General features: G+C 37.6%; 20 protein-coding genes. 1 reads left to right on the top strand and 19 read right to left on the bottom strand.

Annotation, left to right across the window (positions count from 1 at the left end; translation table 11 throughout):
- Nucleotides 1-12: 12 nt before the first annotated feature.
- From ACG72T_RS08990 to pglZ, 19 genes are all read right to left on the bottom strand, one after another.
- Nucleotides 13-555, bottom strand: coding sequence for a CvpA family protein (locus ACG72T_RS08990; RefSeq protein WP_395265874.1), 543 nt, complete (start codon nt 553-555; stop codon nt 13-15).
- Nucleotides 556-666: 111 nt separating this feature from the next.
- The gene (locus ACG72T_RS08985; RefSeq protein WP_395265873.1) at nt 667-966 is read right to left on the bottom strand and encodes a DUF1292 domain-containing protein; all 300 of its coding nucleotides are present in this window, start codon (nt 964-966) and stop codon (nt 667-669) included.
- 10 nt (nt 967-976) lie between these two features.
- A complete protein-coding gene (gene ruvX / locus ACG72T_RS08980; RefSeq protein ID WP_395265872.1) occupies nt 977-1,411 on the bottom strand; it encodes a Holliday junction resolvase RuvX in 435 nt (144 codons plus the stop codon).
- Nucleotides 1,412-1,669, bottom strand: a complete 258-nt coding sequence (locus ACG72T_RS08975; RefSeq protein ID WP_010018752.1) for an IreB family regulatory phosphoprotein — start codon at nt 1,667-1,669, stop codon at nt 1,412-1,414.
- 63 nt (nt 1,670-1,732) lie between these two features.
- Nucleotides 1,733-4,369, bottom strand: a complete 2,637-nt coding sequence (alaS, locus tag ACG72T_RS08970) for an alanine--tRNA ligase (protein WP_395265871.1) — start codon at nt 4,367-4,369, stop codon at nt 1,733-1,735.
- A gap of 247 nt (nt 4,370-4,616) precedes the next feature.
- Nucleotides 4,617-5,963, bottom strand: a complete 1,347-nt coding sequence (locus ACG72T_RS08965) for a DEAD/DEAH box helicase (RefSeq protein ID WP_395265870.1) — start codon at nt 5,961-5,963, stop codon at nt 4,617-4,619.
- Nucleotides 5,964-6,920, bottom strand: a complete 957-nt coding sequence (locus tag ACG72T_RS08960; RefSeq protein ID WP_395265869.1) for a bifunctional oligoribonuclease/PAP phosphatase NrnA — start codon at nt 6,918-6,920, stop codon at nt 5,964-5,966.
- Nucleotides 6,913-8,049 (bottom strand): DNA polymerase IV, encoded by a 1,137-nt coding sequence (gene dinB / locus ACG72T_RS08955; RefSeq protein WP_395265908.1) that lies wholly within the window; start codon nt 8,047-8,049, stop codon nt 6,913-6,915. Before dinB ends, ACG72T_RS08960 begins: the two co-directional genes overlap by 8 nt.
- A 15-nt stretch (nt 8,050-8,064) precedes the next feature.
- Nucleotides 8,065-9,504 (bottom strand): glucose-6-phosphate dehydrogenase, encoded by a 1,440-nt coding sequence (gene zwf / locus ACG72T_RS08950; protein ID WP_395265868.1) that lies wholly within the window; start codon nt 9,502-9,504, stop codon nt 8,065-8,067.
- A 165-nt stretch (nt 9,505-9,669) separates the two neighbouring features.
- Nucleotides 9,670-9,801 carry a hypothetical protein gene (locus ACG72T_RS08945; protein ID WP_395265867.1) on the bottom strand — a complete coding sequence of 44 codons (132 nt, stop codon included), beginning with the start codon at nt 9,799-9,801 and terminating at the stop codon, nt 9,670-9,672.
- Between the two features lie 96 nt (nt 9,802-9,897).
- Entirely contained in the window at nt 9,898-10,380 is a 483-nt protein-coding gene (gene yajC / locus ACG72T_RS08940) for a preprotein translocase subunit YajC (protein WP_395265866.1), read from the bottom strand.
- Between the two features lie 97 nt (nt 10,381-10,477).
- Nucleotides 10,478-11,620 carry a tRNA guanosine(34) transglycosylase Tgt gene (gene tgt / locus ACG72T_RS08935; protein ID WP_395265865.1) on the bottom strand — a complete coding sequence of 381 codons (1,143 nt, stop codon included), beginning with the start codon at nt 11,618-11,620 and terminating at the stop codon, nt 10,478-10,480.
- Nucleotides 11,621-11,629: 9 nt separating this feature from the next.
- Nucleotides 11,630-12,667, bottom strand: a complete 1,038-nt coding sequence (gene queA / locus ACG72T_RS08930; protein WP_395265864.1) for a tRNA preQ1(34) S-adenosylmethionine ribosyltransferase-isomerase QueA — start codon at nt 12,665-12,667, stop codon at nt 11,630-11,632.
- Between the two features lie 745 nt (nt 12,668-13,412).
- Nucleotides 13,413-14,450, bottom strand: a complete 1,038-nt coding sequence (gene ruvB, locus ACG72T_RS08925) for a Holliday junction branch migration DNA helicase RuvB (RefSeq protein ID WP_395265863.1) — start codon at nt 14,448-14,450, stop codon at nt 13,413-13,415.
- Nucleotides 14,451-14,463: 13 nt separating this feature from the next.
- Nucleotides 14,464-15,054: a Holliday junction branch migration protein RuvA gene (ruvA, locus tag ACG72T_RS08920; RefSeq protein WP_395265862.1), complete on the bottom strand. Its 591-nt coding sequence runs from the start codon at nt 15,052-15,054 to the stop codon at nt 14,464-14,466.
- Between the two features lie 3 nt (nt 15,055-15,057).
- Nucleotides 15,058-16,989: a DNA mismatch repair endonuclease MutL gene (gene mutL / locus ACG72T_RS08915; protein ID WP_395265861.1), complete on the bottom strand. Its 1,932-nt coding sequence runs from the start codon at nt 16,987-16,989 to the stop codon at nt 15,058-15,060.
- A gap of 15 nt (nt 16,990-17,004) precedes the next feature.
- Nucleotides 17,005-19,650: a DNA mismatch repair protein MutS gene (gene mutS, locus ACG72T_RS08910; RefSeq protein ID WP_395265860.1), complete on the bottom strand. Its 2,646-nt coding sequence runs from the start codon at nt 19,648-19,650 to the stop codon at nt 17,005-17,007.
- 13 nt (nt 19,651-19,663) lie between these two features.
- A complete protein-coding gene (locus ACG72T_RS08905) occupies nt 19,664-20,467 on the bottom strand; it encodes a TIGR00282 family metallophosphoesterase (RefSeq protein ID WP_395265859.1) in 804 nt (267 codons plus the stop codon).
- Between the two features lie 121 nt (nt 20,468-20,588).
- The gene (gene pglZ, locus ACG72T_RS08900; protein WP_395265858.1) at nt 20,589-23,108 is read right to left on the bottom strand and encodes a BREX-1 system phosphatase PglZ type A; all 2,520 of its coding nucleotides are present in this window, start codon (nt 23,106-23,108) and stop codon (nt 20,589-20,591) included.
- Nucleotides 23,109-23,273: 165 nt separating this feature from the next.
- Here pglZ and ACG72T_RS08895 point away from each other — a divergent pair, with 165 nt between their 5' ends.
- Nucleotides 23,274-25,091, top strand: coding sequence for a DUF262 domain-containing protein (locus tag ACG72T_RS08895; protein WP_395265857.1), 1,818 nt, complete (start codon nt 23,274-23,276; stop codon nt 25,089-25,091).

Raw genomic sequence — 25,091 nt, 5'->3', positions numbered from 1 at the left:
CAGCCTTAAAGTTTAAACAGCTCCAATCCAAAGATGACTCAGCATAGCGGTCAATAACGGCGTGCTACGAATCATCGCTGAAGCTACAAATGAATGTTGCAAAGCATGTTGAATACCTGCTACTGGGATCATCGCTACCATCAACAACACCATAAAGATAGTTGTGTAAGTAACAATCAAGCCAATAATACCTCCACTTAGAAGGTTCACGTCATTGTACATTGGAAAATAAGTCAGTCTTTTAAAGTAAAGGCCAACGAATCTAACAATGATCCATCCAATGAAACAAACAAATATAAAAGCAAAGGCACGGTAAAATGCATTGTCTAGTTCCATACCAACTTTTGTTGAGAAAAAGGCAAACTCGCTACCCAAACTTGCTGAAGGATAAGGTACGATCATTTCAAATTTTGGTCCTAAGCTTCGAAAAGAAACTAGGGCTAAGCAAAAGAATAAGGCATATCCAATTGCATAAAATGCCTCCATGACAAGTCCACGACGGGCACCAATATAAAATCCATAAATCAAAAGTAAAATAAGTAACAGACTAAGCATTATTTCCCCTTACTTCAATCATGCTAAAAAAGCGAATTTATAAATCATCATTATCTCTGACTTAAAACAACCAAACGATTGGCTTGCGCCAATCGTCGATTATTATCGGTCTTATTCATCCTCGTCACTTGTGAAGGTGTTCAAAACTTCTTGAACCATGTCCCATTCGTCAGGGTCTTCAATTGGATTCAAATCTCCAGCATCGACATCGCCATTTTCATCAGGCGTGAATGAGAATGCTTGAATTTCAATCTCATCAGCATCTTCATCGGCTTTAGGATATAAAAATACGTATGATTTACCATAATCATCTGATTCAAATGTAAAGAGAATCTTGTAGACTTCTTCATTACCTTGGTCATCACTTAAAATAACTTCATCTAAATCTTTTGGTGGTTGTTTTTCGCTCATAATTATCACCTTAATTTCGAGTCAGCTTGCCTTTTGCATCAAGATAATTCTGAAGAATCATCTCTGCGGCAATCTTATCGATTACTTTCTTTCGTTTTCTACGTGAGACATCAGCCTCATCGATTAGCATTCTTTCAGCTTGAACAGTCGTCAAACGTTCATCAATGAAATCGATGGGCAAGTGAAACTTGTCTTCGACCATTTTGCCATATTCACGAGATTTTTCTACTCGAGGTCCCTCAGTATTATTCATATTCTTTGGCAAACCGAGAACAATTCCAGTTGGCTTTTTGTCTTGGATGATTTCACCCAAACGATCTAAGCCAAACTCTTCTTTATCCTCATTGATACGAATAATCTCAACTCCTTGAGCTGTCCAACCTAAAAGGTCGCTGCAAGCAACCCCGACAGTCCTAGAGCCAACGTCTAAGCCTAATAATCTCATTTATTTACCTTGATTGAGATAACTTTTAACTAATTCCTCGATTATCTCATCTCTTTCATGTTTCAAAATCAAATTACGGGCATCATTATGTCTAGGAATGTATGCTGGATCACCAGAAAGTAAGTAACCCACAATTTGGTTAATCGGATTATATCCCTTTTCTTCCAGTGATTGATAAACACTTTGCAATGTTTCTTTGACATCTTTGCCTTTGTTTTCATTAAAGTCAAAACTCATGGTTTTATCAAGTGAACTCATGGCAAACCTCCATATAACTAAAATTTAAGTGACCGAAAAGCTTCAGTTCAATTATAGCCCACTTTAGAAAGATTTAATAATATCTTTAGCCATTTGTAACGCATTTGTTAAACCAGCAGGATTTTTACCACCAGCTTGCGCCATATCGGGACGGCCGCCACCGCCACCTTGAATTTCTTTAGATATTTTCTTAATCAAATCTCCAGCCTTAATCCCTTTTGCTTGGGCATCCTTATTGACTGCAACGACTAAACTAGCTTTATCTTCACCGCTAGCACCAAGGATTAAAATATCTGACTTGTTGTCATTCTTCCAATTATCGGCTAATTGTCTGAGTGCATTCATATCGGCAGGAACTATATTGGCGATAACTTTATAACCATTGATATCTTCAACCTTGTCAAAGACTTCGGCAGACTTTTGACTTGTCAATTGTGTTTGTAAGTTTTGATTATCGCGTTTCAAAGCTTTTATTTCATCGGCCATTTGTATTGCTCGGCTTGGAACATCTTTTAATTGGTTAACTTTAATATTTTTTGCGGTTTCTTGCAAGAGTTGTAATTGTTCATTCAAGTATTTGAATGCTTCTTCCCCTGTTACAGCTTCGATTCTTCTCGTACCGGAACCAATAGCTGACTCGGATGTGATCTTGAACAATCCCAATTCAGAAGTATTTCTGGCATGAGTCCCACCACAGAATTCAGTTGAAAAGTCATCGATTTCAACGACACGGACCATGTCACCATACTTTTCACTGAACAGTGCAATGGCACCCTTCTTCTTCTTAGCCTCTTCAATTGGTAAGACCTCAGTCTTAACAGGAATAGCGGCCCAGATCTTCTCGTTGATGATTTTTTCCAAATCAGCAATTTGTTGATCAGTTAAAGCAGCATTACTGTTGAAGTCAAAACGCAAGTAATCTGGTTCAACTAATGATCCCGCTTGATGAGTTCTAGGACTGACGACATCACGTAAAGCTTGATCCAACAAATGGGTAGCTGTGTGATTGTGACGAACTTTTTCACGGAAATCAACGTCGATCTCTAGTTTATATTTGGTATCGGCAGAAATTGCTGACATAACATTGACTAGATGAATATTTTGACCATTTGGAGCGTGTTGCACATCAATAACTTCGGCTACTTGGTTACCGTTTAAGTCATAGATATTACCAATATCGGCAACTTGTCCACCCATTTCAGCGTAGAAAGGTGTGGTATCAAAGATCAATTGAGCTTGACCTTCGGAAACCGTCTTAACTTCTTTGTCATCGACAACAATATCTTTTAGAGTACTTTCAGTTTCATTGTGATCGTAACCAATAAACTCACTTGGAGTCTTGATTTCCATCAAAGTTTCATCTTGCATACCCATTGATTGCAAGTTACCACGAGCTTCACGGGCACGTTGTTTTTGGGCTTCCATGTTCTCTTTGAAACCAGCCTCATCAACACTTAGACCTTCGTCGTTAGCATATTCACGAGTTAATTCCATTGGAAAACCATAAGTATCATAAAGCTTGAAAGCACTAGCACCATCGATGACTTTTTGGTCTTTCTTTCGCAAGTCAGCAATAACACCGTTAAGTAGAGCTAAACCTGCATCAAGTGTTTCTGAAAAGCGTTTTTCTTCTTGTTTGATAGTCTTAGCAATAAACTCTTGTTGTTGGCTGACTTCTGGATAATAACTTTCCATGATACGACCAACGATTGGCACCAATCTGTAAAGGAATGGTCCATTGATACCTAATTTTTTACCATTCAAAACGGCACGTCTGATCAAACGTCTGATAACATAGCCACGACCTTCGTTAGAAGGCAAAGCTCCATCGCCAATCGCAAATGAAACTGAACGAGCGTGGTCAGCAATTATCTTGAAGGAGATATCATCTTCAGCATTGTCACCATATTTTTTGCCACAAAGCGAGCTAACATCTTCAATCAATGGCATGAATAGGTCAGTTTCAAAGTTAGTCTTTGTACCTTGAATAACTGATACTAAACGTTCCAAGCCTAAGCCCGTATCAATGTTTTTATGTGGTTGTTCAACATATTGACCATTTGGCAAATGGTTTAATTCTGAGAAAACGATATTCCAAACTTCAAGATAACGTTCATTTTCGCCACCAGGATAATTCTCAGGATCGTCTTCAGCTAAATTATTAAATGATTGACCACGGTCATAGAAAATTTCTGAATCGGGACCACATGGACCTTCACCGATATCCCAGAAGTTATCTTCATCTTTTAAAATATGATCTTGAGCGATTCCTACTTCAGCCCATAGCTTTTGAGTTTCAGTATCTTTAGGATAAGTCGTTACGTAAAGACGATCTTTGTTCATCCCGATCCACTCTGGACTTGTTAAGAATTCAAAAGCCCAAGGAATGACTTCTTTCTTAAAGTAATCACCCACGGAGAAATTACCCATCATTTCAAAGAAAGTTTGGTGACGGGCTGTTTTACCAACGTTTTCGATATCGTTAGTTCTGATACATTTTTGAGCACTTGTAATTCGAGGATTATTAGGAACGACAGTTCCATCGAAGTACTTCTTCATCGTAGCAACACCAGAGTTAATCCATAACAAAGTTGGATCGTCATGTGGCACTAATGAAGCACTAGGCTCAATCATATGACCTTTTGATTGGAAAAAGTCTAAAAACATTTTTCTTATTTCTGCACTAGATAAATCTTTCATGTTATCTCCCTAAAAAAACGAAAAATCGCTGCAATTTCAAGGACGCCACTGCGCGGTACCACCTTGTTTGCAACGATTTTCGTTAGCCTCTCAACATTTTTATATACAATTTAATTTGGCAGCATCTTCATAGCGAATACTTAGGCCTTCCCACCGACTAGCCTTCTCTGAAAATATTCGTTACAAGATATATCCAAGGAAAATATTAACCATCAGATTAAAAATTGTCAATGTTTAAAGAAACTAACTAATTATTTTTATTACGTCTTGCTTCTCGTTCTTGTCGTCTATTTTGACGAATTTGAATCTTTCTTTGTTGACGATGTTCTTCATTGATCGCCTGTTTGATCTTCTTTTTATAGCCTGGTTTTCTCTTAGTCTTTTGCTTCTTAACGTAGCCAACTAACTTAGTATCAAGCTTTTCTTGTGTAGCTTTACGATTAGTCCGACGGTCACGTTCAGTTGCATCGACAATTTCACCATGTTTGATATCTTTGGGTTCAAACTTAATGCCTAAATGTTCGATCTCATCAACTTTGTGTTCTTCGCCTGGATCATAGATCGTAATTGCCGTTCCTGACATCTTATTACGACCAGTTCTACCAACACGATGGATGAAAAAGTCCAAATCGTCTGGTATTTCAGCATTGATAACGTGTGAAACCCCATTGATATCAATTCCACGAGCTGCTAGGTCAGTTGCAACGACATATTGAAATTCCATATTTTCAACTTGTTTCATCGCCCGTTTTCTTTCACGTGGCGTTAAACCACCATGAATTCGAGCCACTTTTAGACCTTGGTTACGGAGATATTGGTAAATCTCATCAACAGTCTTCTTCGTATTGGCAAAAATTAAAACCAAGTATGGTTCGCCTAAGGTTACTAGTTGATAAATCAATTGTTTCTTGTCACGACCATGACTAGACATCAACCAGTTATCCACATTCTTAGGAATAACACTGTCGTTTTTGATTTCTACTCGTTGAGGGCCATGCATATATTTATTCAAAAATGGCTCTAATTTTTGAGGAATGGTAGCTGAAAAGACCATCATTTCCCGGTCTTCGGGCAACTTATTAGCGATATGATCGACATCGTCCAAAAAGCCCATATCCAATGTCATATCCGCTTCATCAACGACGAATATTTGCACATTTTCGACATGCAGATCATTTTCACGAATCAGATCCCAGAGTCGACCTGGAGTTCCAATCGCAATTTGTGGTTGGTGTGCTTCTAGCTTTTTCTTTTGACGTTCACGGTCTGAACCGCCAACAAAGATAAAGGCATTATATTCTTCTGGATAATTCTTTAAAATTGCTTGAGTATCTTCGTAAATTTGGTAAGCTAACTCTCTACTTGGCGTAGCAATCAACAATTGAACTTCTTGTTCGTCTGTTAAAGCATTCATTGAAGGCAACAAGAAAGCATGTGTTTTACCAGAACCAGTTTCTGATTGCACGATAATATCTTTTTTCTTGTTAACAAGTGAAATTACTGCTTCTTGAACTGGCGTTGGCTCGTCAAAATTAATTTCTTTCAACGACTTATTGATTGCCTCGTTAAAATTATATTGTGAAAATTTAGTCATCTATTCACCCCTCTGATTGTATTCCGTGACTATTTCTATGAGTTCGGCAAACATTTGTTTAACTTCAGCAACGTCCTTAGCTGTGGCTCCACTAGCAAGTGGATGTCCGCCACCATCGTGATTTTTAGCTAATTCATTGATGATTGGGCCTTGAGAACGTAAGTGCATTCTAAAAGTTCCATCATCTTTTTGAACAGCTTCCATCCAGGTGCAGACTTCCTTTAAACGTCCTGGCGTTGAAACGACTGAATTGGCTTGCTCTTGATTGATGCCTAATTTCTTCATTAAATCTAGATCGATGATTGCATAAGCAGCTCCTGAAGCATCGATTATCAAGTTATCGAATAAGACTCCTTGCAACTTAGCTTGTTGTAAAGTGATCTCATTCATCTTGTTATTGATCGAGGCCGTATCCACCCCTAAAGCAATACAACGACCACCTACTTCCATCGTGTGTTGCGTCGTCGAAGGATACAAGAAACGTCCAGTATCTCCAACGATTCCAGCATATAGATAATAAGCAACTTCTTTGGTCAACTGCAATTCATCGCTGCTATCTATTAAGTCGGCAATGATTTCTGAACTGGAACTAGCGTCCGTGTTAACAAAAAGTTGATCTCCATATGCATCATCATTAGGATGGTGATCGATCTTAATTAAGAAATCTCCATCATCAAAACGTTGATCGTCAATTCGTGGTTGATTAGCTGTATCTGTCACAATGACTAAGGCACCTTGATAGTCCTCATCGTTAACTTCTTCAACAGTGGAAAGCCACTTTAAACCTTCAGTATTATTTCCACCAATTAAGACCTTCTTATCTGGGAAAGCTTGACGAATTGTCACAGCTAAACCAGCTTGGGATCCCAAAGCATCAGGATCGGGATTTTGATGACGTAGAATGATAATTCTATCATATTTTTTGATTGTTGCAATTATTTCAGCAAAGCTATTCATTATAGTAGTCGTCCTCCTTATAAGACAAATTCAAAGAAACCTCTTCAAACGATAACGGATCCAAATTGGTAATCGTGATCCCCAAAAGACGAATTTTTTGATCTGTTACCTTTAATTTATCATAAATATCCCTTGCAACACGATAAATATCAGTTTTTGTTTGAACATAGTCTTGAAAACTCATCCGTTTAGTGATGGTTTCAAATTCTGAATTGCGTAACTTGAGGACGACGGTTTTACCATGCTGGCGTTGTTTCTTTAAATCCTGACTAACTTTCTCTGCCAAAAAATGTAACTCCGCATCGATTTGTTCGTCCGTAACTAAATTACGATTATAAGTACGTTCACGGCCAATCGACTTACGCAAGCGATGTCCTTCAACAGGAGCGTCATCGATTCCATGGACACGTTTATAAATTATGTAGCCCATTTTGCCAAAGTTCTTCAAAAATTCATCTTGATCGATTTTTTGAAGATCTTCACCAGTATAAACATCCATCTCATGTAATTTCTTCTGCATGGCTTTACCAATACCATTGAACTTTTCGATCGGCATAGGTTTGAGGAATTCCTTAGCATACTTACCTAAAATAATCGTTCTTCCAAATGGTTTCCGATAATCAGACGCCATCTTGGCGAGAAACTTATTATAGGAAATTCCCACTGAACAAGTTAAACCAGTCTCCTTGACGATCCGCTGTTGAATGTAATTGGCAATTTTGATCGTATTGACCTCATGCAATTTATTTTCAGTCACATCTAAGTAAGCTTCATCCAGTGCCACTGTTTGGTAATTATCAGTCACATCGCCAAAAATATCGTGAATTTGATTAGAAACACTACGATATAGTTCAAAATTGGGCGGGGTAATAACTAACTTACTCTTAGGAATCAGATCAACCGCTTCTTGAGCTGGCATAGCTGAATGAGCACCGTACTTGCGGGCATTATAATTGGCAGTTGTCACAACTCCGTGATGTTGATGTTTTCTAGGATCTTGAGCCACGATCAAACATTTTTGCTTATATTCTGGATGTTCCCGTTCTTCGACGGAAGCGAAAAAAGCATCCATGTCAACATGGATGATCTTTCGATTTTCATTAATTTTTATCGGTATTTGTAAAAAGATAAGACGACACCGCCTTTAATCCCAGACCCATGAATTGCCGTCACGTTCCAAAAGCATTTCCGCAGAATCTGGTCCCATTGTTCCACTAAGGTAATTAGGAAAATCAGGTGTTTGACTATCCCAACGCTGTCTAATGACATCAATATACTTCCAAGTACTTCTCAATTCATTCCACAGTGTAAAGTGAATTCTATTACCAGATAAGATATCGATAATCAAGCTCTCATAAGCTTCACGAGCAGTGTCAAATTCAGCTTCTTCAGGGAACTTAATGAAGTTTTGGCCTGAATCCTTGTAATTAATACCATTGATCAAAATACTTTGACCATTGACTCTTTCAATCAATATTGTCACAACTGTATTAGGTCTGATACCCAATTCTTCAACCTTTTCATTGAAGACGATATCGATACGTGAAGACTTGGCTGGCATTCTCTTACCTGAACGAACGTAGAATGGTACCCCACTCCAACGGTCAGAATCAAATTGAATTTTACCAGCTGTAAAAGTTTCAATTTGTGAATCTTCAGCGACTTTGTCTTCTTGTCGATAAGCTTTTAAATCACCAAGCTTATCCGTGTCATATTGTCCTCGAACAAAATCTTGGTCAACTTCTTCAGGAGTTAACAACTTCAAACTATTAAAAATTTCGGTTCGATTTTCGTGGATAATTTTAGATTTTGTTGCTTCAGGATCGTCACTAGCCAAAGAAGCAATTATTTGCATAATATGGTTTTGAACCATATCACGTAAAACCCCGGCAGTTTCATAATATCCACCACGGTCTTCTACCCCAAGTGATTCAGCTAAAGTTACTTGAATATTAGAAACATATTGATTATTCAAAGCTGCTTCAAATTTAGGATTATTCGCACGAATATGAGGAATATCTTGAACCATTTCTTTACCTAAATAGTGATCGATACGGTAAATATCGTCTTCTGGGAAGGCCTTAGAAATATTACCGTTTAGTTCACAAGCGGATTCAAGGTCACGGCCAAATGGTTTTTCAATCACTAGTCGGTTATAACCTGAAGTTTTCAAACCTTCAGAGTTGATATGTTCTGCGACTGTTCCAAAGAAACGTGGAGCAATTGCCATGTAATAGACCCGATTGTGATCAGTTTCGAAACGGTCGTCCAATTTTGCAGCCAAATTCTTCAAAGCAATGTAATGTTCTGAATCATTGACATCATGTGATTGATAGAAAAAGTGTTGAAAAAACTCCTTCATAATTGATTCATCATCATTCTCAAATGTTTCTTTCAAAGAAGTGACAACAGTTTCACGAAAATAATCATCACTCCAAGGACGACGAGCCGTACCGATAACAGCGAAGTGATCCTTTAAGAATCCTGATTTATATAGACGAAATAGTGAAGGATATAATTTGCGGTGAGCTAGATCACCTGAACCTCCAAAAATTATAAAAATTGCTGATTTCTCTTTACCCATTTTAAACTCCTTTGAAGTCATCATGTATTTATATTTTAACTCATGAATTATTAAACATCTTCATTATTGACTTATTATTTTTACATTAAAAATATTAGACCTTAGAGCATACTTTAAGGCAAGTAAAAAGACATTGAACTTTCAATGCCCTTTTTTCTCAAAGAATCATGTTAAATACTTAATCGTTTCCTCAATTGTTGAAAATCCTTGCTGTTGACGAATTTCTTCCAGTTTCTGTTGCGATTGTCGGCTTAATTTATCAGCAGCAATCGGATCATTTTCCTTTTTATCAGTCAATTTTTCTCCAATTCTTTAAAAGCCACTAACTCGAAAGTGAATTAGTGGCTTTTTTAATTTTAACTTAGTAGACCATCAGTCCGACTAATTAAATAATTATTTTTCGTCTTTTGGTGTTTCTGTATCTGCAGCTGTTTCTTCAGGATTGTCATCTTCGACTTTAGCTGAATCTGTAGTTGCATCATCAGTAGTTGTTTCTTCTTTTGTTTCTACTTTGGCATCTTCTTTTGTTGCTTCAGTTGTTTCTTTTGCTGCTTTAGTATCCTTAACAGCATCAGTTGTAGCAACATCTGCTGGAGTTGTCCGACGAATGAAGTTCAAATCAAAAGTTAAATAAATTCCATCACAGTCAACTACGACTTCTTTATTTTCACGATCGATTGAAGCAATTTTACCTTTAATCCCACCAAGGGTAACGACCTTGTCGCCGACGTTCATTTCTTTCAACATTTCTTGACGCTTTTGTTGTTGTTTCTTTTGGGGACGAATTGATAGGAAATACATTCCCACAAACATAATCACAACGAAAATCAATAATGTCATATTTCCACCAGCGCTAGCTGCGCCTAATGTAAGCATATTCAAATTTTCCACCTCTTAATAATTTGCATAAGTATAGAGTAACAAATATCTGTGCTTGTTTCCAGACAACTTGTTTCTCTAAAACAAAAATCTTTTAAAAATTCTTTGCATTTTCTTGATTGAAACCATAATCTTCAAAAACATGTTCTCTAAATTCTAATAAATTGTCGTCCCTAATTGCTTGACGAACACCTTTCATCAAGTTCAGCAAGAAGTAAAGATTATGATAACTAGTTAAGTGAGTTCCAAATAACTCGTTAGCATTGATCAAATGACGAATATAAGCTCGGGAATAATTACGACAAACGTAGCAATCACAGTTATCATCCAACGGACCAAAGTCTCGAGCATACTTGGCATTTTTGACCACCAAACGTCCATGACTAGTCATACAAGTACCATTTCTGGCGATTCTAGTTGGCAAGACACAGTCAAACATGTCGATTCCTCGAATTACCCCATCGATCAATGAATCTGCTGTACCCACACCCATCAAATAGCGTGGCTTGTCCTCAGGTAACAGTGGCGTTGTAAAGTCTAGTACTCGGTTCATTTCATCCTTTGATTCCCCAACTGATAATCCACCGATCGAATAACCTGGGAAGTCCATGCTGACCAAGTCTTTAGCACTTACTTTTCGCAAATCTTCAAAACCGGCACCTTGAACGATACCAAACAATGCTTGCCAGTCGGGATTACGGTGTGCTTTAAGGCCACGTTCAGCCCAACGACTCGTTCTCGCAACTGACTTCTTGATGTAGTCATAGCTTTCGAAGAATGGTGGACACTCATCTAAGCTCATCATGATATCTGGTCCTAAATAATTTTCGATCTTAATGGCTTTTTCAGGCGATAAAAATTCACGGCGGCCATTCAAATGATTCTTGAAGTGCACCCCAGCTTCAGTAATATCTCTAGTATTAGCCAACGAAAAGACTTGGAAACCACCAGAATCAGTTAAGATGCCTTTGTTCCAATTCATGAATTTGTGCAAGCCGCCAGCTTCTTTGACAATATCTTCACCAGGTCGTAACCATAAGTGATAAGTATTGGCCAAAACAATCGTTGCACCGATCTTTTCCAAATCTTCCGGAGCCATATTTTTAACCGAAGCTTCGGTACCTACTGGCATGAAGATTGGCGTTTCAAAGGTCCCGTGAGGTGTTTCCAATAATCCCAAACGAGCACCAGTATGTTTTTCTTTCTTTAATAATGTGTATTTAACAGCTGGTTCCATAAATTCCCTCTACTTAATGAACATTGCATCGCCAAAACTAAAGAAACGATATTTTTCTTCAACGGCGTGACGATAAGCGTTCAAAATATTTTCACGGCCAGTAAATGCGGCCACTAACATAACTAAAGTTGACTTTGGCAAATGGAAGTTAGTGATGAATTCATCAACTACTTTCCATTCATAACCTGGTTTGATGAAGATATCCGTCCAACCAGAATCAGCCTTGATTTCACCGTCAAACTTTGTCCCAATCGTTTCCAAAGTTCTGATTGAAGTTGTACCCGTAGCGACGATCTTACCGCCATTTTTCTTCACGTCATTCAACGTCTTAGCTGATTCTTCATCCAAACGATAAAATTCGGAGTGCATAACATGTTTATCAACATCTGATTCCGTGACTGGTCTAAAAGTTCCTAAACCAACGTGCAATGTCACGTAAACTAATTTAACACCCTTGTCTTCAACCTTTTGAAGCAATTCTTTCGTCCAATGTAGACCTGCCGTTGGAGCAGCAGCGGAGCCATTTTCTTTGGCATAGACAGTTTGATAACGATCAGGATCGTCCAATTTTTCTTTGATGTATGGAGGGAGTGGCATTTCACCTAACTTCTCCAAAATTTCCATAAAGATTCCTTGGTAATGGAACTCAATGATCTTACCACCGTGTTCCAAATCTTCGATCACTTCAGCCTCTAGTTCGCCATCCTCACCGAATTGAACCTTCGTTCCGACTTTAGCACGACGAGCAGGCTTCATTAAAACTTCCCACTTGTCGCCTTCGATATTGTTCAATAACAATACTTCTTCGTGACCGTCGGTATCTTCTTTAGTTCCGTATAAACGGGCTGGTAAAACTCTTGAGTTATTCATTACTAAAGCGTCACCAGGGTTTAAGTAATCTAGGATATCATAGAAGTGTTTATCTTGGTATTCACCGGTTTGGTGATCAAGAACTAGCAGTCTTGATTGGTCGCGGTTCTTGATTGGTGTTTGAGCAATTAGTTCTTCGGGTAAATCGTAATCGAAGTCTTCTGTTGATAGTGACATGGTTTGTCTCCTTTTTATTTTTAAATTTTTTTAGTTGTGGTGGGGATTATGGTATTGGTTCACTGCCGGCTTCCGTTCGGCTCTGAGGGGTCTGGAACGCCATGGGCATCGCTTTGAACCAATTGAAGTGCACAATTGTTTCAAAGTCGAGCCTTGTTCTAAGTGCGCTTCGCCCACTAAGAACAATTTCATGGCTGAGACTCCTCAGAGCTCTCACTACAGCCTAGGTTGTTAAAACATGTTTGGATATCCCTCAAGTGAACAAGTTCAAGAGATAAACCCAGTTCAAAGGCAAAGAATAAGGTCAAAAACTTAAAAGCCTAAAAGCAAAACGAACTGAGGTTTTTAATAACTATCAATGTACTGAATTGATATAAATATAAGTCAATTCAGTACATTTTTTGGTCTTGATCTTGTCCTTTATCTTTTGCCCTTAAGCACTAAGGTTTTCCAGCTTCCACTCTTACCAAGCGCAATCAAGAATGTGGGACCCATATATATATCACTAACAAATAAAGTATGCAGTAGCTTTAGTCAGGAGCGGAAGTTCTGGGGGATATCAGTGGTGAAATTTTACTTAATTGGCGGTTTTTGCCAATTTAGTAAAAGGACGAGCTTGAAGACAAGCGGTTTTCTTGGCTCCAAGTCGGCCCACCACGTTCCATATCCCCCAGAACTGCAGCGGATGACGGCAGTGAACCACCCTGTTATCTCTACTTAGATACGCCAAAACGAGTAAATTGCTTTACTCGTTTTCATCAGGGTATGGCATCCCCATGTGTTCATAACCTTTTCTTGTGACTACTCGTCCTTTGGCGGTTCTTTTTAGGAATCCCATTTGCATTAGATAAGGTTCATAAACTTCTTCGATTGTTTCTTGTTCTTCACCGATGTTAGCGGCAATTACTTTTAGCCCTACTGGGCCTCCGTTGTACAATTCGATGATCATCTCTAAGATACGGCGGTCGATATGGTCTAATCCGGCATCATCAACTTGGAGTTGGTTCAAAGCGGACTCGGACATTTCATAATCGATCGTATCTTTGTTAGCGACTTGGGCAAAATCTCGGACTCGTTTTAAAAGTCGATTGGCGATTCTAGGGGTTCCTCGTGATCGTCTAGCAATCTCATGAGCGCCTTCTTCGTCAACATTGATATTTAAAACGTTGGCAGAACGAAAAACAATCTTCGACAATTCGTCTATGGTATAGTACTCCATTCTTTCCACAATTCCAAATCTATCTCGCAAAGGTGCGGATAATTTTCCGGCTGCGGTGGTAGCACCAATCAAGGTATATGGTACTAATTGATGATGCAAGGAACGGGATTCGCTGCCTTGACCAACGATAATGTCGATATAAAAATCTTCCATAGCTGAATAGAGAACTTCTTCGACGGCTCTAGGCATACGATGGATTTCATCGATAAACAGCACGTCACCGGGTTCAAGTTCATCTAAAACAGCTACCAAATCACCAGATTTTTCGATGGAAGGTCCAGTAGTGGTATGGATATTTACCCCCATTTCATTGGCGATGATCATGGCTAAGGTTGTTTTACCTAACCCTGGAGGTCCGTATAACAAGACGTGATCTAAGGTTTGTTGCCGTTGTTTAGCGGCTTTGATATAAACTGCCAATTCTTTTTTGGCTTTTTCTTGACCTAGATACTGATCAAAGCTTTGTGGTCGTAAAGTTTGTTCTACGATATCTTCGATATTGTCGAGTGAATCGGCATCGGTCAATCGTTCATCTTGATTTTCATTAGACTCGATTTTGGACACTCCATTCTATATTTTATTTGCTCAATAATTTTAAGCCGGCTCGAAGATATTCATCAGCACTTGATAAATGTTCTTTTTCCAATTGCGACTTAACTTTTGTAACTTCTTTAGGTGAATACCCTAGAGACTCTAAAGCGGCCAATCCATCCTCTAATTCTTGATTGCCTGTACTGAATTCTGCCGGAGCTTCGCCTAATGTCATTTGACCTTCAGCTGTAAACTTACCTGACAAATCAAGAATAATTTGTTGAGCTGTCTTTTTACCGATTTTAGGAAATTTAGTTAAATATTTAACATCGTTATTTTCGATGGCATGAATCAATCCTTGCAAGTCTTGGCCGGCTAAAATTGCTAAAGCACTCTTAGGCCCAATTCCAGAAACACTGATTAAATGTAAAAAGATATTTTTCTCATTCAAATCATAAAAGCCATATAAAGCTTGCTCATTGTCACGAACGACCTGTTCAACATAGACCGTTGCTGTTTCATTTTCCTGATAACGATAAGGATTAGCTACTTGAACTTTATAGCCAACACCTTTGACATCCACCACAATATATGAAGGGGTTACTGCTGCTATTAAACCATTTAAATATTCAAACATAATTTATTCACTCTCTCTTGTATCGTGTGGATCTTGAATTCTCTTAAACATTTTTTCGAGATCTTTATTACTGAATTGGACTAATACTGGGCGGCCATGAGGACAATTGTAAGGATTCTCAGCCTTTGTTAGATTCTCTAATAACTGATGAGCCTCTTGGTCAGTAATGTGATGATTGGCCTTAATTGCCCGTTTACAACTCATCATAATGGCATTTTTTTCACGAAACGCCGCTACACTGATTTTAGAATCATTCAACACATAGTCAACCATTTCTTTAATCGTCGACTCTTCTTGACCGGCAACGAACCAAGTTGGATGAGTATTGACGACAAAACTATTCTGTCCAAAGTCTTCTAGATATAGGCCAATACTTTCAAGCAACGGCTTCTTTTCTTTGATCAGAATACTCTCCGCATTTGGATAATCTAACACGATCGGTACTAATAATTTCTGCTGGTCAGTCGAAACTTTACCTATTTCCTTACGATAATACTCGTAATTAACTCGCTCTTGTGCGGCATGCTGGTCGATTAAATAAAAACCGTCTTCACTCTCTGCCACAAGATACGTTCCATGAATTTGACCGATATAACGCAAATCGGGAAAATCTGAAGTCGTTGACGTATCTTGAGCCTTTGAGTCGATCACTTTGACATTCTTAGCCGTTTCAGCTTGCATTCGTAAATCCCAAGCGTGCAGATGCTCTGGATCATTAAAAATTGGCATCCCTGTCATCGGAGTCTCTACCCGTCGATTGACACTGTTTGTTGGTGGCAAAGCAGGCTCATCGTCATCCGATACAGCGTCAATTGTCGCATTAGTCAATGGTTCATTGATCTTATCGATTGAGACAATATCATCCAGGCTGATCTGTTCGGGACGATACGTATCAACTGTTTGATCAGAATCTTTCCGACCAAGGTTCTTAACTGCATCGGGAATCAAATTTTGTCCAGACAAGCGTTGTTTGATACCTTCACTGATTAGATCTCCAATATGACCTTCATTGGACAGTCTAACTTCTTGCTTAGTGGGGTGAACGTTGATGTCGACTAACCCTGGGTCCATCTGTAAATTGATCACCGCAATTGGAAAACGAGCAACCATTAATTTAGAACCATACCCACGAATAATGGCATTCGTCAGTTGAAAATTCTTAATATAGCGTCCATTTAGAATAATTGAAATATAAGAACGATTAGACCGAGTCGTATCAGGTTTTGAAAAATAACCCTTGATCTCATAGTCGGGATCAGAATTCTCAAATTCCAACATATGACTCGCAATCGTTCGTCCATAAATCCCTGCAATTGTCTGTTGCAAGTTGTCGTTACCAGAAGTCCAGACTAAATCTTTTCCTTCATGAATCAAACGAAACGATATATCTGGATGTCCCATGGCTAGACGATCAACAATATCAACAATCTTATTCAATTCGGTATGGAGTGATTTAACATACTTCAACCGAGCTGGGGTGTTAAAGAACAAATCTTCCACCGTCATCGTGGTTCCCTTTGAGCGAGCAAAAGTTTCTTTTTTGAGTAATTCATTACCAGAGAACTTGGCTCTAACCGCTGACTTACCATCAGTACTTGTCACAACCGTCAACTTAGAAACTGAAGCAATGCTGGCTAAAGCTTCACCACGAAAGCCTAAAGTTTTGACGTTAAATAAGTCGTGATCATTACTGATTTTACTAGTCGTATGCGGTAAAAAGGCGACTTCAACGTCATCCGCTGAAATCCCCTTTCCATTATCATTAACTTCAATTGATTTTAAACCCGCTTGTTTGACAGTGATCAATACTTGCGTAGCCTTCGCATCGATGGAATTTTCCACCAGCTCTTTAACGACTGATGCTGGGCGTTCAATAACTTCACCAGCCGCAATCTGGTTACTAAGTTCAACTGGCAGTTCATGAATAATACCCATTTTTTCCACCTTCTTTTATTTAAGTTTCTTTTGCCATTTGTAAAGTAAATTGATGGCTTCAATTGGTGTAATTCCCATTAAATCTTGATTGTTCAATTCTTTCAATACTTGTGACTCTTTAGTTGATAACTTTTTAGTTGGCTTACTTACTTCGGGGAAAAGTGACAATTGTTTTTCATCGCCCGAAATATCAGTGACCATTTTTGATTCCGTAACGGTTTCTGATTCAGGTTGTGCATTCAAAACGGCTGCTGGTTCGTTAATCGATTCGGAAGTCGTAGTGTGAACTGAACTTTCTTCCAAGCTGCTAAGAATCTTACGTGCCCGAGTCAAAACATCATTTGGCAAACCGGCTAACTTAGCAACGTGAATTCCGTATGACTTATCCGCAGGTCCTGGCAAAACCTTGTGCAAAAAGACCAAGTCGCCATTTTCCTCGGAAGCATCTACATGCACATTTTTCAACCCTGGCAATTGACTTTCTAGTTCCGTCAACTCGTGATAGTGCGTGGAAAAAAGCGTCATTGCTTTCACATTCTTGTCGATATATTCAATGATTGCTTGTGCTAAAGCCATTCCGTCATAAGTTGCTGTACCACGGCCAATTTCGTCAAAAATAATCAAACTATTAGGCGTAGCATTTTTCAAAGCATCATTTGCTTCACGCATCTCGACCATGAAAGTTGAATCCCCAGAAATCAAATCATCTGCAGCACCAATTCGAGTGAAAATATGATCAAAAATTGGCATCTTCGCTGAGTCAGCCGGCACAAAACACCCAATTTGAGCCATGATGACAGTCAATGCCATCTGCCGCATGTAGGTACTCTTACCAGACATGTTGGGACCAGTGATCAAGAGAATATCAGTCTGATCATCAAAATGGACATCATTAGGAATATAGCTGTTGTTACTCAAAACCTTTTCCACAACGGGATGACGACCATTGGTAATATCTAATTCGTTTTTATCCACAAATTCAGGTGCAACGTAGTGGTATTCTTCACTGACCACTGCAAAACTTTGTAAGACATCTAGTTGTGACAAAATATTTGCCAAAGCTTGAATGCGACGAATCTGGCGCTTAACTTTCTTACGAATTTCATCGAATAGATGGTATTCCAAACTCTTCGACTTCTCTTCCGCCTCTAAAATTAAACTCTCTTTTTCTTTTAACTCCGGCGTGATGTAACGTTCAGCGTTGACCAAAGTTTGCTTTCTTTGATAACGATCTTCCGGAACCTTATCGGTATTTGCATGACTGACTTCAATATAGTAACCAAAGACCTTGTTGTAACCAATCTTCAAGTTGTTGATACCTGTTAGTTCTTGTTCCTTGGCCTTCAGAGTGGCGAGCCATTGTTTACCATTTTTGGAAGCGTCCAAATACTTATCTAACTGTTCGTTGTAGCCGGCTTTGATCAATCCACCACCAGTTACTGAAATTGGCGCATCTTCAACTATAGCTTTATCAATCAATTCACGGATATCGGCTACTTCATCGATTTTTTCCACAAAGGCTGTTAATTCATCGTCACCAATATCTAACAAAATCGATTTAATCTCAGGAACTTGTTCCAACGATGTTCGTAATTGAATCAAATCTCGTCCATTGACAGTTCCATAAGCAACTCTTCCGGCCAAACGTTCCAAATCATAGACTTTAGTTAAGTAATCCTGGAATGATGATCTTTGGAAATAATTGTCCAAAAAGACTTGCACGAAATGTTGTCTTGCCAATAATTTGTCGACACTGAGCAATGGCCGAGCTAACCATTGTTTTAACAAACGGCTCCCCATCGCTGTTTTCGTCTCGTCTAGCAACCACAATAATGTCCCAGACTTCTTATTAGTCCGAATATTTTTAAACAGTTCCAAATTACTTTGAGCCGAATGATCCATCAATAAATAGGAAGAAGTTTCATATGATTCGGCAGCCTTCAAGTGATCGAGCGACCGCATTTGCGTTTTGATCAAATAACTTATCAACAACTTAACCGTATTTACTTCGGCGTCAGAAGTGATCTTTGAGAAATCAAAGCTATAATTTTGATCCAATTCATCCAACTTAGACACGAGGATGCCATATTTATGTAATTGTTCCAAATAAGCTTGTGGAAAACTACCTGAGACAACCGTTTCCTTGGTATCAAGGTTCTGTAATTCATTCGTCAAATCTAATTGACTGGTAACAGAAGTAACTTTGACCTCACCGGTGGATAAATCTGCATAAGCTAAACCAAAAACGCCCTTATCAGACGTGATAGCCGTGATGTAGTTATTATCTTTCCCTTGATCAGCTTTGTCCATGATCGTTCCTGGTGTTACAACCCGAGTAACTCCACGTTTGACCATTTTGCCTTCAGCGTCAGCAGGATTTTCCAGTTGATCGCAGACTGCAACCTTATAACCTTTATCCACAAGTGTATCGATGTAACTTTCAATCGCATGATGAGGCACACCACACATAGGAATACCCTCATCAGCTTTTTTATTGCGGGATGTTAAAGTCAATTCCAAAATTTGCGAGCCTTTGACAGCATCGTCGTAGAACATTTCATAAAAATCACCAACACGATATAACAAAAAAGCATCCGGATATTGTTTCTTATACTCCAGATATTGCTCCATCATTGGTGTTTCTTTAGTCTTTTGAGGCATGAATTCCCTCCGTTTAATTCAAAAATGATTGATTGTTTGGTGTTATAACATAGTTTTTAATGCTACGAGCATTATTTGTTTGATCATTAATATCAATTACGGCAAAACCAATCTGCATCCGACCATCTTCGTCAACGTCAAACTTATTCGGACGTTGAGTCAAGAAACGGTTGATGATCGGTTCTTTTTTGTCACCCAAAATACCATCGTAAGAACCAGTCATCCCAACATCAGTTAAGTAAGCTGTTTGCTTGTTGATAACTTGTGCATCGTTTGTTTGGACATGGGTATGCGTTCCACAGACAGCTGAAACGCGGCCGGTCATGTAGTTAGCAAAAGCAATCTTTTCACTGGTTGTTTCAGCATGGAAATCGACAAACTTGATTGCATCTTTATCCAAACTAGCAATCAACTTATCGGCTGCCAAAAAAGGGTTATCCAATGGCTGCATCAAGGCGGTCCCTTGCATATTGATCACATAAACTTCTTTAGTATTAACTTTTATCTTCAAAAAACCTCGTCCAGGAACATTGTCCCCAGAGAAATTATATGGACGTAAAATATTTTTCTTTGGATCATCGATAAAATCAAGAATCTCACGCTTATCCCAAGTATGATTCCCTCCGGTTACGACATCTGCACCAGCTCGAGTAATCTTTTGATAGTCAGGTTCCTTCGTACCTTTACCACCAGCAGCGTTCTCGCCATTGACAATCGTCAGCTGTGGCTTAACCTTTTTCTTAATTTCAGGCAGATACGTTTCGATTGCCTTAATGCCGATAGAACCTACGACATCACCCACGAAGAGTATTTTCATTATATTTTTATCCCCAATCTTTACTTTGATATTGTATCAATTTTGAAGAAAATTAAAAAGACCAGACGAACATCTGGTCGTATATTATCATAAATTTTTCTAGATAATTATATAATCCTAACTAAAAATCAAAGTCCCCAAAAGTGGCTATATCCATGCTGTACTCAGTTTTACTTACATCACCAGTATTGGTGTTTTCAATTACGAAATAGTACTTACTATCCTTATCATATTGCTTATCAATTAAATTAATCGACAAATCCATCATTCTATCTTCAACTTTGGTTGCTGCTAAATTTGCATTAATAACAGTTTTTGCAGAAATCAATTCATTATTAGAATTTTGGAAATAAACTTTATAAGTTGTTGGTCTATTAATTTGATCAATAGGTTTAGCCTGCAACAAGCGTACTGGTACCTCAAGAGAAGTGATATTTCTATTTGTGCTCATCAATTGTAATTCAACGTCTACAGCTTGGGATTTATTTGAAGTTGTTCTTACTTCTAACAAGGGTACTAGCATTTCTTGAAGTGATGCTCCACCATGAACATAATTAACCGTTCCAGCAGATTTGAAAACATTTGCGGTTTGTGGATAATAAACCAAACGCCGATCATCATTATTCAAAATATCAGCTAAACTTTGCTTACCAACACCGGGTTCGTCAATTCGCCTATCAGTCACGATGTAACGTTGCGACTTCAGATCACCCTGATCCACTTCTTCAGATATCTTATCAGTATCAGTCAGATTTCCATCACGATAAATATATCCATGATCTGCCGTCACATAAAAATGATTTATATTATTAGTTCTTAATCGATTAATCACATTTTTAATTTCTTTAATTGCATCTGCGGTGGCTTTGAAGACATCATCCTCAGTTTTTTTATTATCACCAATAGCATCAATTTGATTATGATAAATATATACAACTTCTTTACCAACAAAAAGACTTTTTATCTCTTTAGTGGTAGCGCCTTTTATATCATCAAGTGCATAAGCAGCACTATTAACATTTTTTTCAATCAATATCTGTGATCGTTTTTCACGATTAGTTGCTTCTTTTCCATCGACTAACAGTGCCTTGCCCTCTAATCTCAAATTATTATTTGGCAATAGAGCAGGCATCCCCATATAAGTAACTGAAGGTAATCCAGAAATTAAATAATCCATTTTTTGTTCAGTAACTTGGTCATCCATTGTGAGTTCTTTTTCTAATTCTTTAGCCGCTTCAAATCTAAAAGCATCAGATATTATTACAACAATTCTATTTTGTTCTCGTTCAATGTAATTTCTATAGAAATTTCTCTGTAAGTTTCGACTAGGCAAGTTTTTATAATTGAGCTTCTCAGTCCATGTAAAATCAAAAGAATTCAAATAATCATCCGCATAAGCCCTTTCAACTAATTCTTTTGTTTTGACAAAGCTTTCAATCATTCCAGATTTTTGATAACTCAAGATGAAACGTCTGTAGTAAGTATCAACCAAATAACCATCTTTGACATAGGCATTAATCATTCCATCTGTGGTATTGGCTGGTTTTCGACCAATTGACGACAACAAATTCCACGCATTAAGAAGCATCTGATATAACACACGATATTCATGACCATAGTGCATTTCTAAACGGCGTCTAACTAGTTCGGGGAATGTTAAACCATCAATTCTACTATCGTAGTCTGATAATAATAGCCTACCTTGTTCCCATAGCATTAATTTACGGTCAAAAATACTGAAGGTACTTGATTTTGCCAACTGATCGATACTGATATCTTTTAATAAAGCATACTTATCTCCACACTGGGCCCAAACTTCATCGGCAATTTCTTCAAATTTATCTTCATCATTAAAATTACTGTTACTGAATTGACTCATAAAAGTACTTACATTGGCATACTTGGATGACAGATTGAATTCACTAATTCTCTTAGGTATAGTCACTTCCATTTGATTAAATGCTTCTGTAATAAACAAGGCTGAAGATAAATCCAGCAAGTCAGTTTTTGTTTCGTCATAACCAAATATTCTACTGGTATACTTCCAAAAACTCCCTAAAACATTATATCTAGCAAATTCATCTAAAAGATCCTTTTTGTATATTCCATTGCTTAACACGATTTGTAAAATATCAAAGAAACTTACAATAATGCGATTAGAATTAACTAACGTTGCCAAAATCCCAAGTTCAGGATTTTTTAAATAGCTATTCACATCATATTTGGAGAATTTATTTCTTCGATTCTTATTTGCAAAGAATTTTGCATGAGTTTTAACAAACGTTCTTAATTGCTCAGGTAACCCTAAGTCGCGACGAATCATCTCTTGAGCATCTGCCGTAAAGGTATCTGAATACAAAATTATATCTTTAAGATGATTATCACTAATAACTGGTTGTTTTTCTGGTGAATAAACTAAAAAGTTTTCATCAGCTGGGGCATCCAACAATTGCAATTTAACTTTTAGTTGTTCCCCCGTATGCAATATCACTACTTGGGCTAAATTTTTCAATTCAGCTTTGATATTATCTATCTCATCAGTAAATTCTGCGTTATCGTCATACCAAAAAATAATATGACTACCCTTTTTAAATTTTCTTTTTAAATTATCGATAACTTGGTCATTTTTGACATCAGCCATGCTAGTGCCTCTTTTCACTCTTACTAATTACATATAATACCTTATCCATACTCTAATTTTGACCTTCCAATAATAAATAATTTTAATTTTTTAAAAAACCGCAGATTTTCCTTGTGATAAAATATCATTATAATTTTCACAAGAATACAAAAGGGAGATTTGTATATGGCAACGTCGATCGAAGTAAATAAAAAGAATGTCAAACAACTATTAGCAAGCGGCAAAACCAAAAAGTTCGTAATTCCAGAATATCAACGGCCTTACGCCTGGTCCGATGAACAAATTCAAACCTTATTTGATGACTTAGTCGAATATACGCAAGAACACAACGATGAATCTGATGAAAGCGATGAAAGTACTTACTTTTTAGGAACCATAGTTGCGTATGAAAATGATCAGAAACAACAAGAAATTATTGATGGCCAACAGCGAATAACCTCATTATTCCTTTTATTGCGTGCTATTTATACTAAATTAGAGTCAATGACGGAAACACCTAAATCTAAAAACTTTAAAGCACAAATTGAATCGGCCCTTTGGCAACAGGACTTATTGACAGCCGAAGTAGATTATAACAAGACTTTGATCGTGTCCAAAGTTATGGGCGACGAAGGTAACGAAACATTTACTGATATTTTGGTAACCGGTAAAACTTCTTCCAACGCAAACGACAACTATTCACTAAACTACAATTTATTTACAAATCTGATTGAAGAATATGCTAAAGAACAGCCAGAGTTATTCTATTGGTTTATAAGTAACGTTCTTAACAGAGCTATTTTGCTACCTATTACAGCTGATTCTCAAGATATGGCTTTGACTATCTTTTCAACCCTTAATGATCGAGGATTAGCCTTATCAGACGCAGATATTTTCAAAGCAAAGATATATAACCATCTTGATAGCACTACGAAAGATGATTTTATTGAAGACTGGCAACAATTGAATGACGATGCTACAGCAGCGAATGAAAGTATCCAAAAATTATTCTATTACTACATGTTCTACTTACGTGCCCTGGAAAACGACCGAAAGACGACTACTCCTGGTATTAGAAAATACTATTCAAAAAACAACTTCGAAAAGATATATCAGAAGAATGTTATGAGCAATCTAAAAACCATTTTAAATTTATGGGTTGTTATTAATACTAAAACAGCAATTTCAGAACCATGGTCAAATAACATTAAAATCCGTCAAACTCTTGATTCACTAACATCATATCCTAACGAATTTTGGAAATATCCAGTGGTAATCTACTATCTTAAATATCATGACCAAACAAACTTCGAAGAGCTATTTTTAGATTTCCTTCATCACCTTCTAGCCGTTTTATGTGCCCGTTACGTCATTACTCCAACTATCAATGCTGTTAAAACTGGTATATTAAATTTGAATGCTGAAATCATAAATTCACCTACACCTAAATTTGATTTTAGCCCTGTTGATAGAGATGAATTAAAAGAAGACATAAAGAATGCACATCGAAATACCGTTCGAATGATCTTAAAAATTTTGGCTTATCAGCGACAAGAAGAACTACTACCAGAAAAATGGGAAATTGAACACATTTTACCCCAAAAATTTCAACCAACTTATTTTACTAAAATTTCTGATAACGAAGTAAAAAGATTGATTGAACATATAGGCAACAAAATTCCATTTGAAAAAAAATTGAATATTACCGCTAGTAACGGTTATTTTCAAAAGAAACAAATTAGTTATCAAAAATCTAAAATCAAGATCCTACTTGAATTATCTGAATCCAACAATGATTGGGGAATTGAAAAAATTCAAGAACGTGATCTTAGAATTTCAAATGAATTATCCGATTTACTCTTCTCCTGGGGTTTAAATACCCCTACATCCACAGCCTCTTTGATCAATATTCCTAGTGAACGATTGAATGATTACAAGAGTTTCATCAAAATGTTCCACAAAGAAGACAATGACGATTCAAGAAAAGCCTTTCTAACTATGTAA

This window comes from Companilactobacillus sp. FL22-1, assembly GCF_043951805.1.
In the GTDB taxonomy this organism is placed as follows: Bacteria; Bacillota; Bacilli; order Lactobacillales; family Lactobacillaceae; genus Companilactobacillus.
This window is presented reverse-complemented; position numbering and strand designations above follow the sequence as displayed.

Excerpts from the sequence above, each read along its gene's own strand:
- zwf (WP_395265868.1), bottom strand. The coding sequence starts at position 9,504 with ATGGGTAAAGAGAAATCAGCAATTTTTATAATTTTTGGAGGTTCAGGT.
- ACG72T_RS08960 (WP_395265869.1), bottom strand. The coding sequence starts at position 6,920 with ATGAATAGCTTTGCTGAAATAATTGCAACAATCAAAAAATATGATAGA.
- mutL (WP_395265861.1), bottom strand. The coding sequence starts at position 16,989 with ATGGGTATTATTCATGAACTGCCAGTTGAACTTAGTAACCAGATTGCG.
- ruvX (WP_395265872.1), bottom strand. The coding sequence starts at position 1,411 with ATGAGATTATTAGGCTTAGACGTTGGCTCTAGGACTGTCGGGGTTGCT.
- ruvA (WP_395265862.1), bottom strand. The coding sequence starts at position 15,054 with ATGTTTGAATATTTAAATGGTTTAATAGCAGCAGTAACCCCTTCATAT.
- ACG72T_RS08895 (WP_395265857.1), top strand. The coding sequence starts at position 23,274 with ATGGCAACGTCGATCGAAGTAAATAAAAAGAATGTCAAACAACTATTA.
- alaS (WP_395265871.1), bottom strand. The coding sequence starts at position 4,369 with ATGAAAGATTTATCTAGTGCAGAAATAAGAAAAATGTTTTTAGACTTT.
- ACG72T_RS08905 (WP_395265859.1), bottom strand. The coding sequence starts at position 20,467 with ATGAAAATACTCTTCGTGGGTGATGTCGTAGGTTCTATCGGCATTAAG.
- ACG72T_RS08985 (WP_395265873.1), bottom strand. The coding sequence starts at position 966 with ATGAGCGAAAAACAACCACCAAAAGATTTAGATGAAGTTATTTTAAGT.
- ACG72T_RS08965 (WP_395265870.1), bottom strand. The coding sequence starts at position 5,963 with ATGACTAAATTTTCACAATATAATTTTAACGAGGCAATCAATAAGTCG.
- mutS (WP_395265860.1), bottom strand. The coding sequence starts at position 19,650 with ATGCCTCAAAAGACTAAAGAAACACCAATGATGGAGCAATATCTGGAG.
- ACG72T_RS08990 (WP_395265874.1), bottom strand. The coding sequence starts at position 555 with ATGCTTAGTCTGTTACTTATTTTACTTTTGATTTATGGATTTTATATT.
- pglZ (WP_395265858.1), bottom strand. The coding sequence starts at position 23,108 with ATGGCTGATGTCAAAAATGACCAAGTTATCGATAATTTAAAAAGAAAA.
- tgt (WP_395265865.1), bottom strand. The coding sequence starts at position 11,620 with ATGGAACCAGCTGTTAAATACACATTATTAAAGAAAGAAAAACATACT.
- ACG72T_RS08975 (WP_010018752.1), bottom strand. The coding sequence starts at position 1,669 with ATGAGTTCACTTGATAAAACCATGAGTTTTGACTTTAATGAAAACAAA.
- yajC (WP_395265866.1), bottom strand. The coding sequence starts at position 10,380 with ATGCTTACATTAGGCGCAGCTAGCGCTGGTGGAAATATGACATTATTG.
- queA (WP_395265864.1), bottom strand. The coding sequence starts at position 12,667 with ATGTCACTATCAACAGAAGACTTCGATTACGATTTACCCGAAGAACTA.